Here is a 14,287-nt window from a genome sequence, read left to right on the forward strand (position 1 = left end):
CATCGCGAAATTGGTAGACGAGCAAGAGGGCAATGGAAAGGCACATGGAAGACGGATCATTCAAATTTGATCCGCGATCTTGCAGACGACGCATAAAAAAACCGGCGCAGGACGCCGGTTTTTTGAAGTTTGTGCCAAGGCTAAAAAAAGCTCTTGCGTTGCCACCAGCCGGTTTTGCGGGGCTGTGCAGCTTCCCCTTCGGAAGAAGACGAAACCACAGGTTCGCTGGGTGGCGCGGCTTCCGTTCGTTTTCTCCGCGCAGGACGTTTATCCGATTGGACCGCGTCTTGCGGGTTTTCATCGCCGGCCGATTTGTCCATGGCCTCAGCGGCGTCCGGTTTGTCACTTTCCGGAGCTTTTTTCCGGGACGAGGTGCGCCGGGTGGTTGCGCGGCGCTTTCTGGGAGCGGGCTTGCTCTCTTCGGCTTTATCGACCGTCTCAGAATTCTCTTCCGAAGAAGGCTTCTCGTCGCTCTCCGAAGCTTCCGAAACCTCTTTCACCTCGGAAATCGAATCTGCAGGAGAGGCAGCCTTGCGTGAACGCCGCCGTGGCTTCCTTGCCGGCTTCTCTTCTGACGGGGTTGCTGCCTCGTCCGCTTCGGTTACCGGGTGGGCAACAACGTCATCAGCCATATCTGCCGCAGAATCGCTCTGATCGCCACCTGTATCGTTCTGGTCCGCATGATCTGCCATCTGTGGCTGTGCATCACCCGCAGTCTCGGCACCTGCTTCCTGCGGCTGGCTTTCGCGCCGGTTCTTTCGGCCACCACGCTTGCCACGATGACGCTTCCGGCGCTCGCCGTCCCCTTCCTCTCCCGAAGAAGCGGCAGTCTCTCCGGCACTTGCACCAGACTGCTCTTCCACATTTGTCGAGGCTTCGCCGGCTTGGGTATCCGGATTCGCATTGTCGAGCTGGTTCTGCTCGTTGCCGGACTCGGCACCATTGTTACGGTTGCGGCCCCCCCGGCGCTTGCGTTTGCGCCGGCGCTTGCGGGGCTCGCCATCCTCGCCATTGCCGCTCTCTGTCTCCACCGTGGTCGTTTCTTCAGCCTCGATGGCAAGAGGCTGTCCCGTAGGAGCCGGCTGTTCCATACCGGACTTGTCGGCGAGTTGCTGCTTCGTGATTGCAAAATGCTGGGCGCCAACGTTTTCGTCTGCCTCGACAGTGATGGTGACGCCGAACCGGTTTTCCATCTCTACGAGATTGCTGCGCTTGTGATTGAGCAGATAAAGCGCCGTTGCGGCCGGAGTGCGCACGCAGATGTCGTTGCGTGAATCCTTCAGGAGATATTCCTCGATAGAACGCACAACATATAGCGCGACCGATGAATCGGAGCGGATGTGTCCTGTTCCGCCACAATGCGGACAGGGCTGCATCGTGCTTTCAAGAACACTCGCCCTGATGCGCTGGCGCGACATTTCCAACAGGCCAAAATGGGAAATGCGCCCGACCTGTATGCGCGCCCTGTCGTTCTTGAGGCACTCCTTGATCCGCTTTTCGACTGCCCGGTTGTTCCGGTTCTCTTCCATGTCGATGAAATCGATGACGATGAGACCGGCCAGGTCGCGCAACCGCAGTTGACGGGCAACTTCTTCAGCCGCTTCCAGGTTTGTCTGAAGGGCAGTGTCTTCGATCGAGTGCTCCTTGGTCGAGCGCCCCGAATTCACGTCGATCGCCACCAGCGCTTCAGTCTGGTTGATGATGATGTAGCCGCCGGATTTCAGTGTCACCTGAGGTTGCAGCATGCGATCCAGCTGCGCCTCGATGCCGTTTCCGGCAAAGATCGGGGTCACATCGCGATAGGGCTGTACGGCCTTGGCATGACTCGGCATGAGCATGCGCATGAAGTCCTTGGCTTCGCGATAGCCTTCCTCGCCCGCGACCAGAACCTCACCGATATCCTTGTTGTAAAGGTCCCGAACAGATCGCTTGATGAGACTGCCTTCCTCGTAAACGAGGGCAGGGGCGGTCGATTCAAGGGTGAGGGTACGCACCTTTTCCCAAAGGCGCATGAGGTAGTCGTAGTCGCGCTTGATTTCCGCCTTGGTGCGGTTCGCGCCAGCGGTTCGCAGGATGACTCCCATGCCCTGCGGCACGTCGAGCTGCTTGACGACGTCCTTCAACCGTTTCCGGTCCTGGACGTTGGTGATCTTGCGCGAAATGCCACCACCGCGGGCGGTGTTTGGCATAAGGACGGAATAACGACCGGCAAGCGAAAGATACGTGGTCAGCGCTGCGCCCTTGTTGCCGCGCTCTTCCTTCACCACCTGGACCAGAAGAATCTGGCGGCGCTTGATGACTTCCTGAATCTTGTAATGCTTGCGTGATGTTCTGCGCGGCGGCTGCGCTTCTTCAAGCGCATCATCGGCTCCTACCGTGTCGACATCATCCGTGTCGTCATCGCCATTGGTGGCATTGTCCTTGCCCGAACGGCTGCGGCGCCGGCCTTTCGTTGCAGGCTCTTCCGACACCACGTCGGCTGCGGCGTCGGCAGCCATTGCCGGTGCCTTGTCGCCGTCATCGGCTTCGCTGTCAGCCTCAGCCGCCTCCTCGCCCTCGCTATCGGAAGCCGTTTCATCCTGCTGGGCGGCCTTCTTCTTGGTGCTGGCACGACGGCGCTTGCGGCCGTTTTTCTGCGGCTGGGGCTGATCGCCATCATCGTCGTCCTCATCGGCTCTGGCTTCTTCAGCCTCGGCTTCGAGCAGGGCCTGACGGTCGGCAACGGGGATCTGATAGTAGTCGGGATGAATCTCACTGAAGGCGAGAAAACCGTGGCGGTTTCCACCATACTCCACGAAGGCAGCCTGGAGCGAAGGTTCTACACGTGTAACTCTTGCGAGATAAATGTTTCCCCGAAGCTGTTTTTTATCCTGAGATTCGAAATCGAACTCTTCGATGCGATTACCACGAAGGACGACAACCCTTGTTTCCTCCGGATGGGAGGCATCTATAAGCATCTTGTTTGGCATAAATTCTTGTCTCCCCGGCAGGGAATGATTGTCGGGCCCTTCTGGACGGGAACCGCCGCAAGCCAAATTGACAATCTGTGCCGGATAATTTGAGGTTCGCCGGCGTTGAAAGGCGCGCAAAATTGGGCCGGAACACCGCTTGAGCAGTGCGTTTTAATCCGTGTCTATTTCCAATCGCGCCTGAAGCCATTCCATCGCCCGGCTTAACCGTTTCAACCAAAGCCCGGTGGTACGGGCCAGCTTTTGCTCGTATCGAGCCGGCACGGGCGTTTCTTAAGGCCCGGCCGTTTGCATTGTCAGAGCTCTCGTGTCTGGAGAATGCCCTGAAAAATTCCTCTGAATCACCGCCCGTTTCGGTTTGCGGCGGCGGAAAAGGTTCGCCCCGTTGCTCATCGCCGTTTGTCAGCAGGGACTCAAACCAAGGACGTATATCGCGATGATTCAAAGATGCTTTTATGATTTGACAGTTGTATTGGCAACCCTGATTTCCATAACCGGGTGGCCGCGCAAGGGATCGCTTATTTTCCCTGCTACGCGCAACAGCGCATAAAATCAGAGTGCTTCCGGATGATTCGAAGAAAAAATGCCACTTTTCTTGCGTTCGGTTCGGCGTTGATTCGATGACGATTTTTTTACGCAGAGAAGAGAGGCGGTTTTGCACAGACCCGTGCCATTGATCACATTGTTCCTGTACTTGATGCAGGTCGCGTTCGCCATGGCGGCTGGTGCTGCGTCCGAGATCAGGGCGCATGACTACAAGATGGCAGGGGATGCTCAATACACGCGGATCGTGATCCAGCTCGATCGAAAACCGGAGTTGAAGTGGTTTCTCCTGCGTGATCCCAACCGCCTGGTGATTGATCTGCCTCCAACGGAGTTTTCGTTCGACCCGCTCGAATTGCGCCCTCGTGGCCTCGTGGAGGCGGTTCAGTATGGAGCCGTTGATGCGAAACGGGCGCGTCTCATGCTGCGTGCGACCGGGCCCTTTCTCGGTTGAGGCGGCCGAAGTTCTGGCAAACGAGAACTCGGATGGCTACCGGCTGATCGTGGAACTGCGGGCAAGCTCCACGGAAGACTTTGAGCGTGCCCTGCGCGCCAGCATGACAGGACGAGACCCGGTTGGAGAAGGCGGCGCGACTGCTCCGCCTCCCAGGCGCTTTACCATTGCACTGGATGCCGGACACGGCGGTGCAGACGGCGGCGCCCGTGGGGTGAATGGAACCGTAGAAAAGCAGATCACGCTGCTTTTTTCGCTCGAGCTGGCGAAAAAACTGGAAGAAACGGGGCTCTACAGGGTGGTGCTCACCCGCGAGGACGACCGTTTTCTCAGGCTCGATGAGCGAGTGCGGATCGCCCGCGAGAAGGGGGCGGATCTGTTCATCTCCGTTCATGCCGACGCGATCGCCATCAGAAGTGTGCGTGGCGCAACGATCTACACTGTTTCGGACAAGGCCTCGGATGCCGAGGCTGCGGCCACGGCAGCGCGCGAAAACCTTTCCGATGCCATTGCCGGCAAGGTGCCGGAAGACGAACAGGATGAAGTCGAGGATATTCTTGTCGACCTGATTCGGCGGGAAACGCACGCGTTTTCGATCCGCTTCGCCCGTAATCTGATCGGTGAACTGTCCAGCACGGTACAGATGGTGAAGAACCCGCATCGATATGCCGGCTTCCGCGTTCTCCGAGCGCCCGACATACCGTCCGTGCTGCTGGAACTCGGTTATCTTTCGAACCCGAAGGACGAGGCACAGCTTCGCGATGCCGCATGGCGTTCCAGAACGATGGACGCGATTATCAGGGCGATTGGCTATTTTGCAAAGGCGAATGGCGGAGCGGGAGGTTGAGCAACACCCGTTGCAGCTGAGCAACGCTGCTGGGGTTTTCAAAAGGGTGCGGAACGGTTTCGACTATTGCCGCATTTTGCTCACAACACTGAGACATTAAGAGCATTCATCGGGTTTTCAGCCTCTGCTGACTGTTGCAGGCGGCGGTCTGAAAATAATGTTATGATGGAATCGCTTACACGTACAATGGGCGGATTGTATCGCTGCATCGCAGCGGCTTCTGGCAACCCTCATTTGTGGAATGGCAAGACAGGGAAACGCGGCGCTGAGGGGTCTCCGATTTGCCGGGCGGACCGAGACAGGGCGTGAATTGGAGCGGTCATGTTGAGACTTATCGGTTATTTCTTCGGCGTCGGCATCGCGCTGGCGCTGCTGGTGGCTGCGGGCATCGCGCTTTACATAGGCGATCTCACCAAGGAATTGCCTGACTACGAAGTGCTCGCGAAATATGAGCCGCCGGTGACCACGCGCGTGCACGCTTCCGATGGGGCGCTGATGGCCGAATTCGCCCGAGAGAGGCGCCTTTATCTGCCTATTCAGGCCGTGCCCGACCGAGTGAAGGCCGCCTTCCTTTCCGCCGAGGACAAGAATTTCTACAATCACCCGGGCGTCGATGTGACCGGTCTGGCGCGCGCGGTGATAACCAATATTCAGAATCTCGGCTCCGGCCGGCGACCCGTGGGTGCATCGACGATCACGCAGCAGGTGGCAAAGAACTTCCTTCTGACGTCGGATCAGACGATGCAGCGCAAGATCAAGGAAATGGTTCTCTCGTTCCGCATCGAGCAGGCCTATTCCAAGGACCGCATTCTTGAACTCTATCTGAACGAGATCTTTTTCGGCATGGGCTCCTATGGCATTGCCGGTGCCGCGCTCACCTATTTCGACAAGTCGGTGAATGAGCTGACGCTTGCCGAGGCGGCCCTATCTGGCAGCCCTGCCAAAAGGCCCTTCCAACTATCATCCGTTTCGTCATACCGAGCGTGCCATCGAGCGTCGCAACTGGGTGATCGATCAGATGGTCGCAAACGGCTACGCCTCCGCTGAGGAAGGCGCGAAGGCAAAGGCGACGGATCTCAATGTCTCACCACGTCGTCGGGGCACATATCTGTTCGCCGGCGAGTACTTCACCGAGGAAGTTCGGCGCGACATCATTTCCCGCTACGGGGAAGATGCTCTCTACGAAGGGGGGCTGTCGGTTCGCACGACACTGGATCCACAATTGCAGCGTTACGCCCGCAAGGCCCTGCAGAACGGCCTGATCCGCTACGATACATTGCGTGGTTACCGGGGCCCGGTCACACGGATCGATGTTTCGGGCGACTGGGGCGTGCCGCTGGCTGAGGTTCAGGGGCTGAGCGATGTTCCCGAGTGGAAGCTGGCGGTTGTCCTTGGCACCGAAGATGGCAAGATTTCCATCGGACTGAAGCCCGAACGCAAGATGTCCGGCGAATTGTCCGATCAGCGTGAAACAGGCACGATCGCGCTGGACGACATGAAATGGGCGATGCGCCACGTGGTGGATGGCAAGCGCGTCAAGGCCGCGAGGCAGTCCGACGTTCTCAAGCCCGGCGATGTGATCTTTGTCGAAAAGAAAGCCGATACCGAGCGCGCGTGGAAACTGCGCCAGGTCCCCGAAATCGAAGGCGCGCTCGTTGCCATGGATCCACACACGGGGCGCGTTCTGGCCATGGTTGGCGGCTTTTCCTATTCGGGCTCGCAGTTCAACCGTGCCACCCAGGCCTATCGGCAGCCCGGATCAGCCTTCAAACCCATCGTCTATGCGGCTGCGCTCGACAATGGGTACACGCCGGCCCTCCGTCGTTCTCGACGCGCCGATTTCGATCCAGGTCGGCAATGATGTCTGGGAGCCGAAGAACTACGGCGGCAAATCCGCAGGCCCGTCAACTCTGCGGGCAGGCATCGAGCGGTCCAGGAACCTTATGACCGTGCGACTTGCCAAGGATATGGGCATGCAGCTGGTTGCCGATTATGCCGAGCATTTTGGCATCTACGACAAGATGCTTCCGGTTCTTGCCATGTCACTCGGTTCCGGCGAAACCACGGTGATGCGGATGGTGTCCGCCTATGCAGTCATGGCAAATGGCGGGAAACAGATTGTTCCCTCTCTGGTCGACCGCATTCAGGATCGCTACGGCAAGACCGTCTACAAGCATGATCGCCGTGAATGCATCGGCTGTGTCGCGACCGAATGGAAGGGCCAGGACGAGCCGGAAATCGTCAATGACAGGGAGCAGGTCCTCGATCCGATGACAGCCTATCAGATCACTTCCATGATGCAGGGGGTTGTATCTCGCGGAACTGCCGTAAGTGTTTCCGAGCTCGGACGCCCCATCGCGGGCAAGACAGGCACGACCAATGATGAAAAGGATGCCTGGTTTGTTGGGTACACGCCCGATCTGGTGGTTGGCGTCTTCATGGGCTTCGACACTCCGAAGCCCATGGGACGTGGCTCCACCGGTGGTGGTCTTGCTGCACCGGTTTTCAAGGAGTTCATGGCGAAAGCCCTGGAAAACATGCGGCCGGTGGATTTTCAGGTCCCAGAAGGCATGAACATCATTCCAATCGACCGAAAGACCGGGATGCGTGCGCAGGCGGGCCAGCCCGGCGTCATCATGGAGGCGTTCAAGCCTGGCACCGGACCTGCCGACAGCTACTGGGTCATCGGCATGGAAGATCTCGAAGGGGCGGGCCAGCAGCGCGTGATCTCTCCGCAGGCCAACCGGGCTGTCAATTCCGGAGCCGGTGGTCTCTACTGATCCTCACTCACTGGTTGGAGAGTGTCTGCTTTACACGGGCGGACACGCTCCATATGTTCCGTCACGATTCAGGGCGCAGCTTCTGAAACCGCAACCACAATATTCGAGGTGTTGATCTGCAATGCGTGCGGAAACCGAAAAACTTGTCGACGAAATCAAGCAGGCCATAAGCCTGCTGAGGAGGCATCTTTGACTGGGATGAGGCTGTAAAGAGACTGGATTATCTCAATGCCCGCGCCGAAGAGGCCGATCTGTGGAACGATCCGCAGGAGGCGCAAAAACTGATGCGCGAACGTCAGTTGCTGGACGAGAGCATCAATGGCGTTCTCCAACTCACACAATCGCTCGAAGACAGTGTGGGGCTGATCGAGCTTGGTGAAGAAGAAGGCGACAGCGATGTGGTCGCAGAAGCCGAGGAGACGCTGCGCGGCCTGAGCGAGCAGATTGCGGCACGTCAGGTCGAATCGCTTCTGTCCGGTGAGGCTGACGGCAACGACACCTATCTCGAGATACACGCCGGTGCCGGTGGCACGGAAAGCCAGGACTGGGCGCAGATGCTTCTGCGTATGTACACGCGTTGGGCGGAACGCCGGGGCATGAAGGTCGATGTTATGGAGCTGCACGACGGCGAGGAGGCGGGCATCAAGTCGGCCACTCTGCAGATTCGTGGCCGCAATGCATATGGCTGGCTGAAAACGGAGTCGGGCGTTCACCGCCTGGTCCGCATTTCGCCATACGACAGCAATGCGCGCCGCCACACGTCGTTCGCAAGTGCCTGGGTTTATCCGGTCATCGACGATACGATCGACATCGACATTCCCGACTCGGATGTTCGGATTGACACCTACAGGGCATCGGGTGCCGGTGGACAGCATGTGAACACCACGGATTCGGCCGTTCGCATCACTCACATCCCATCGGGCATTGTTGTGCAGTGCCAGAAAGAGCGTTCCCAGCACAAGAACCGTGCGTCGGCCCTGGGACATGCTTCGTGCGCGGCTCTACGAGGAGGAGCTCAAGAAGCGTGAGGATGCAGCCAGCGCGACAGAGGCCTCCAAGACCGATATCGGCTGGGGACATCAGATCCGTTCCTACGTGCTTCAGCCTTATCAGCTGGTGAAGGATCTGCGCACCGGCGTTGAGAGCACCAGCCCTCAGGACGTGCTTGACGGAAAACTCGATGCCTTCATGGAGGCGGCACTGTCACAGCGTGTTCACGGGACCGATACGGGCGATGTCGAGGATATTGCCTGAGATTACAGGGCTCTGATTTTCCGATGCGGGCGGGTGTTGCGATACCCGCCCGTTTTCTTATGACTTGGCGTCGAGGTACTTGGCGATCTTCCTGCCCACTGCCAGAAAGCGGGCCGGATTGACCGCGTTGCCGGAGCGGCGCACTTCATAGTGGAGATGCGGCCCGGTGGAGCGTCCGCTGGAACCGACTTTTCCCAGGGGGGTACCCGCCTCAACCCTGGTCCCCTTCGTGACGCTGATCTTGCTCAGATGCGCATAGCGGGTGGTCAGGCCGTTTCCATGGTCGATTTCAACCATGCGCCCGTAGCCGCCATTCCAGCCGGCCTTGATGACCGTTCCTGCACCGGTGGCCAGAACCGGGGTGCCACGTGCTGCCCTGAAGTCTATGCCGGAATGATGCGCCAGTCGTCCAAGGAAAGGGTCCTTGCGGGCGCCAAACCGGCTGGAAACGGAAGCGCCCGGGGCAGGGCTTTTAAGCGGTAGCTGCAATGCAGTCGACTTGACCTCGTTCAGATGTGTGAGTGCTTCGTCGAGCTCCCGCACATGATCTTCGAAAACGAGTGCCGAAGTGGATGCCAGCAACGGGCCGCCGACACTCTGTTCGCGGTCTACGGAGGCATGCATGAGACCGACATCCTCCAGCGGACCGGCTATTGCATCGGCTGTCTGATATGCGTTCTCCGCCAGTACCCGCACGCTGTCGATCTGCTCCGTCTCGATGGATTCGAGCGCGCGGTTGAGTTTCACAAAGAGATAATCGGCTTTGTCTGCGGGAGAAAGTACGGCGGGCTGTTGATTGCTCTGGGAGCGTAGCGGCCAGGGAATGCTGCTATCATGCGATGGTGCGAAGGAAGCCACGGCGATGCTGCCGGTGCGGGTGGGGTCGATGACCGGGGTGGCACTGGCCTTTACGCGCGGGCGTGGACTGGGAACAGGTGCCTTTCCTGGAAGATCTTCGGCGCCCTTGCTGTTTAGTACGGGTGTCAGCCTGCTTTGGCGTTTGGTCAACTGATCCTGCCGTGCCAGCAGTTCTCCGACCTTCTCCTGCATGAACTGCTGATCCAGCAATTGCCGGCTCGTGACCCGGTCCAGCTGCGCACGCAGGGCAGATATCCGGTCTTCATAGGCCTGCTGCAGCCGCGCCTGCCTCGCCATTGCGGCCCCGATCAGATCATCGCGCAAAACCAGATAGGAGGTCGCCAGAAGATAGCCGATGGCAAGCGCGGCAACGGTTGAACCCGCTATTGCCGCCATCCACGGCCGCACCGTGAAGTGCCGGATTTCATCGCCACGCGCAATGATGATCGTGTGGGGCTCTTTCCGTTTGCCGAATACGGCAGATCGCTGTGAGTGCATCGAAAACCGAACTTCTGTTCATGAGACAGGACTGGTTTTTGATTACACTTGATTAGGGTTAATAAAGATTTTCAGAGAAACCTTTGTGTGGCCCAAAGAGCGATCAGCTGGCGAGCCTGAGCTTTCTGGCCGCCTCCAGAACGGCCTGGGCATGCCCGGCGACCTTAACCTTTCGCCAGATTTCAGCGACGTTCCCCTCAGCGTCGATAAGGAATGTCGTTCGCTCGACGCCCATGTATTTGCGCCCATACATGCTTTTTTCAACCCACACGCCGTAGTCGTGCAGCGCAATCTTTTCCTGATCGGAAACCAGGTCAATCGTGAGCGCATGCTTGGCCTTGAACTTGTCATGGCTTTTGGGCGTGTCAGGAGACATGCCCAGCACCACCGCGCCCAGAGCATCGAACTCGGGCTTGAGCGCGGTAAAGTCTATGGCTTCGGCGGTGCAGCCGCTCGTGTCGTTCTTGGGGTAGAAAAACAGAACGACGATCCGGCCACGCAAGTCAGCCAGTCTGATCTCGCGGCCACCGTCACCGGGAAGCACAAAATCCGGAGCCGGGTTCCCAATGGCGACTTCTGTCATTTTCTTTCCCCTGTTTGTGGATAGGCGATGGATTGCAGAGATATAATGATGTCGGTGGATTCGTCCATGGCTGCGGGGTATCGACAGGAACAGTTGTGGATCAGCACGAGGCTTCACGCACAAAAGTCAGGTTCAGACGCGGCGACATCGCTGCGCTGGAAACATATCCTTCATCGCGTGGGGGGGCGCGCTCCGGGCTAAGGCACACTCGTGTCCTGCGCTGGTTCCGGCGGGTGCTGTTGAGCGTTGCATCGGTTGCGGCACTGCTGGTGGTTGCAGCGCTGCTGCTCAATGTCGTTGGGACCGGAACCTTTGGTCAGGATCGCCTGCGCAACGCTGCCCAACGCGCATTGACCTCGCTCGCCGGGTATGAGGTTGAGGCAGAAATCGGCGCTCTGCGCCTTGTTCTCAATGATCGCAGCCTGATCGCTCTGGAGCTCAGCGATGTCGAAATTGCGAGGGCTGCGACCGATGAGACCCTCATCGACGCAGACATTTTGCGGTTTGGCTTCCGCCTGCTGCCGCTCTTCAAGGGACAGCTAAACGTCGGCAATGTCGAGCTCGTTGGGGCCACGGTTCAACTGGAAGCATTGTCGCAACAGTCCAACGAGGTCGCCGCGGTGGCGCAATGGCAAAAGCCCGTGAACCCTGCGCTGGTCGAAAACAGTATTTTTGATGGCCTGCGACGCATTTATGCTTTGACGGAGCGTGTGGGAACACGCCATTTGCGGCTTCGCGACGTATCCATCGTCCTTGATCGGGAGACACAGCGCAGCGTTGCGGTGGATATCAATGCATCCATGGCCCCTTCGGGAAAGCTTGAGTTTCGCGCGACTGCAGCTCTCGACGGGAGAGAGATCGAGCTTACCGGCGCTGCCCTGCGGCCCGTGCGCAACGGACCGATCAAGTCTCTCGACGTGGAGATTGGTGCGGCAGAGCCGGGCTTGCTTTCAGCTGCGCGCAACGAAACCGAGCTCCGTGGCCACGGCTCGTTTCTCTCTGCCTTTCATATTTCCCTGAAGGGCGGCGAAGCAACAGTCGGGCAGGGGAGACTGGAGATCGAACTGGCGCTGGACAAGGCGCCTTTCGATCTTGGCGACGATGGCGTCCTGACGGCCTCGGGGCGTGTTCTTGCCCGGGTCGACAGGGATGCGGGCATGCTGATCATCAGGCGTGCCAACCTCATGGTGGGACGCTCTGCCTTTGATTTCCAGGGGCGTATTGCTCCTGAGGAGTCTTCCGATTCCGAAGGTGCCGTTTACCGTTTCGATCTTGCAAGCGCCAAATCGACCATCGCTCCCGTTGACTCACCGGAGGCATCTGTTCCGTTTGTCGCTGCGGGGTCGGGCAGGATCGATACCGGGACCGGCCGTATCATCGGCGACACGATACGCATTGCCACCACGACCGGAGTGATCACAGCCAGTGCGGCCGTCGCTTTTGAGGCCGGAAAGACGCCCGGCCTTTCTCTTGCCGTTTACACGGAAGGCATGCCCACTCACGAGGTAAAACAGTTCTGGCCCTGGTTTGCTGCTTCCGGTGCTCGAGAATGGGTGCTTGAAAACCTGTTCGGAGGGCGGGTGGTTGAAGGCAATCTGCGATTGCGGGTACCGCCGGGTCGTTTCGGCAACGGAAAACCGCTCGACAGGGATGAGGTGAGCGGGGCTTTCGAGGTGGCCAATGCCCGCTTTGACATCGCCGGGCGTATTCCTCCGGTGCGTGACGCCGCAGGCCGCATCTCGTTTGCTGGCTCAGACATCGACATAGCGATCGACGCCGGGACCGTTTACATGCCGAGTGGACGCAGGGTCGCGGCCAGCAACGGCACTCTGACGGTGCGCGATGCTCACATCAAGCCCCGGATCGGAAAGCTCGACATCGATGTTTCGGGGAAGGCGCCTGCAATCGTGGAGCTTGCGTCCTATGAACCGATCGACGTGTCCGACCAGATCGATCTGGCTCCCGACGATGTGACCGGTGACGTCTCTGGTCATGTCCAGGCTGATATTCCCCTCAGCGATGGAATTGCGCGAGAAGACCTGGGTTGGCAGGCGACGTTCGAATACGACAATCTGTCCATTGCAAAGTCGTTCGATGGCCAGATGGTGGCGGCAGCCAAGGGGGTATTGATGGTCGAGCCGGGTCGGGCGGACATATCCGCTTCAGCGACGCTGAATGGCATCCCGGCAAAGCTCGAGCTTGTCGAACCGTTTGGCAGGTCGTCGGTCAAACGGTCTCGCAAAATCTCCCTCTCTCTGGACGACAAGGCGCGTCGCAAGGTTGTGCCGGGGCTTGATGGCATTCTGGCAGGGCCGGTAGAGGTCGACTATTCCGAACTGAACGATGGACGAAAGGCTCTTTCGGTCAAGCTGGACCGCGCGCGCCTGTCCCTTCCATGGATCAACTGGAGCAAGGGACCGGGTATCCCGGCCACGGCTTCCTTTGTTCTGGCCGAAAGTTCCTCCTCCATGGAGCTCACCGAATTCCAGCTTTCAGGAAAATCCTTTTCGGCAACCGGGCGCCTCACGCTCTCTTCCGGCAGGCTTTCGAGCGCCCGGTTCGAGAAGGCCCGGCTTAACCGCGGCGACAGTTTTTCTGTTGCGATCGACCGGCAGGGCGACCGATACAATGTGACGGTTCGCGGCGCTACGGTCGATGGACGTGCGGTCATCAAGCATTATCTGGGGGCGGGGCAGGCGCGCGCAGCATCTGGCGACGGCGGGGATATCGGTGCCGGGGTCCGGCTTGATGCGAAAATTGAACGTGTCACGGGTTTCGGTGGTGCGGTATTGCACGGCGTAGCGCTGAGCTATTCGGCGGATGCCGGAAAGACCGGGAGGCTTGATCTGAGCGCCACGACAGCCTCGGGGGGCAATGTGACGCTTCGGCGCGATGCCAAGGGTATTGCCGCCAACACGTCTGATGCGGGCAGCGTGGTCAGGTTCGTGGATTTCTACGAAAACATGGAGGGGGGGCAGATGACTGTCTCCCTCAGCCAGGGCAATGAAGGCGTTCTGAGCGGTCGGGTCTCGGCAGAAAACTTCGACATCGTCGATGAACCGCGCCTGCGTTCACTGGTGGCCGCAACAGAAAGCAATGGTGAGGTGGACAGCGCCCGGATACGATTTGAGCGCGGAAATGCGATTGTGCTGAAGGCGCCGGGGCGGCTCGATCTGAAAGATGGTGTCTTGCGCGGTCCTTTGATTGGCACGACGTTTCAGGGAATGCTCTTCGATGCCGATGACAACATCGCGATCACCGGCACCTTCATGCCGCTCTATGGGTTGAACCGGATTTTTGGCGAAATCCCTCTGTTCGGGGAGATTCTTGGCAATGGCCGCGACCGTGGATTGATCGGGATCACATACAGGCTTTATGGCAAGCTCTCCGAGCCTCAGATGGAGGTCAATCCGATTTCCGCCATCGCGCCGGGCATTTTCCGACAGATATTCGAGTTTCGATAGAAGCAATAAAAAACGTGCGTCCGGATGGACGCACGTC

At 58.8% G+C, this 14,287-nt stretch carries 6 protein-coding genes and 2 pseudogenes; 5 read left to right on the forward strand and 3 right to left on the reverse strand.

What is annotated here, in order from left to right; all coding sequences use genetic code 11:
• Positions 1 to 140: 140 nt before the first annotated feature.
• Complete coding sequence (locus AB2N04_RS11565; RefSeq protein WP_367714645.1) at positions 141 to 2,969, reverse strand: ribonuclease E/G; 2,829 nt, start codon at positions 2,967 to 2,969, stop codon at positions 141 to 143.
• Between the two features lie 655 nt (positions 2,970 to 3,624).
• Between AB2N04_RS11565 and AB2N04_RS11570 the strand changes: the two genes are divergently transcribed.
• The 4 genes and pseudogenes from AB2N04_RS11570 (at position 3,625) to prfB (ending at position 8,847) form a co-directional block, all read left to right on the forward strand.
• Positions 3,625 to 3,966, forward strand: coding sequence for an AMIN domain-containing protein (locus AB2N04_RS11570; protein WP_367714646.1), 342 nt, complete (start codon positions 3,625 to 3,627; stop codon positions 3,964 to 3,966).
• Complete coding sequence (locus tag AB2N04_RS11575; RefSeq protein ID WP_367714647.1) at positions 3,914 to 4,813, forward strand: N-acetylmuramoyl-L-alanine amidase; 900 nt, start codon at positions 3,914 to 3,916, stop codon at positions 4,811 to 4,813. The genes AB2N04_RS11570 and AB2N04_RS11575 overlap by 53 nt, the downstream gene beginning before the upstream one ends.
• 321 nt (positions 4,814 to 5,134) lie before the next feature.
• Positions 5,135 to 7,593: pseudogene (locus AB2N04_RS11580) on the forward strand (penicillin-binding protein 1A).
• Positions 7,594 to 7,714: 121 nt separating this feature from the next.
• Positions 7,715 to 8,847: pseudogene (prfB, locus tag AB2N04_RS11585) on the forward strand (peptide chain release factor 2).
• A gap of 57 nt (positions 8,848 to 8,904) precedes the next feature.
• Here the strand turns inward: prfB and AB2N04_RS11590 are convergent.
• Together AB2N04_RS11590 and AB2N04_RS11595 are read right to left on the reverse strand one after the other, a co-directional pair.
• Positions 8,905 to 10,203, reverse strand: coding sequence for a peptidoglycan DD-metalloendopeptidase family protein (locus AB2N04_RS11590; protein WP_367714648.1), 1,299 nt, complete (start codon positions 10,201 to 10,203; stop codon positions 8,905 to 8,907).
• Between the two features lie 103 nt (positions 10,204 to 10,306).
• Positions 10,307 to 10,786 carry a peroxiredoxin gene (locus AB2N04_RS11595; RefSeq protein WP_367714649.1) on the reverse strand — a complete coding sequence of 160 codons (480 nt, stop codon included), beginning with the start codon at positions 10,784 to 10,786 and terminating at the stop codon, positions 10,307 to 10,309.
• A 233-nt stretch (positions 10,787 to 11,019) separates the two neighbouring features.
• Between AB2N04_RS11595 and AB2N04_RS11600 the strand changes: the two genes are divergently transcribed.
• Entirely contained in the window at positions 11,020 to 14,250 is a 3,231-nt protein-coding gene (locus tag AB2N04_RS11600) for a DUF3971 domain-containing protein (protein WP_367718794.1), read from the forward strand.
• Positions 14,251 to 14,287: the final 37 nt, after the last annotated feature.

The organism is Nitratireductor sp. GISD-1A_MAKvit (genome assembly GCF_040819555.1).
Taxonomy (GTDB): domain Bacteria; phylum Pseudomonadota; class Alphaproteobacteria; order Rhizobiales; family Rhizobiaceae; genus Nitratireductor.

Bases quoted from the DNA above. Each gene is read 5' to 3' on its own strand.
- AB2N04_RS11565 (WP_367714645.1), bottom strand. From the start codon at position 2,969: ATGCCAAACAAGATGCTTATAGATGCCTCCCATCCGGAGGAAACAAGG.
- AB2N04_RS11575 (WP_367714647.1), top strand. From the start codon at position 3,914: ATGCGAAACGGGCGCGTCTCATGCTGCGTGCGACCGGGCCCTTTCTCG.
- AB2N04_RS11590 (WP_367714648.1), bottom strand. From the start codon at position 10,203: ATGCACTCACAGCGATCTGCCGTATTCGGCAAACGGAAAGAGCCCCAC.
- AB2N04_RS11595 (WP_367714649.1), bottom strand. From the start codon at position 10,786: ATGACAGAAGTCGCCATTGGGAACCCGGCTCCGGATTTTGTGCTTCCC.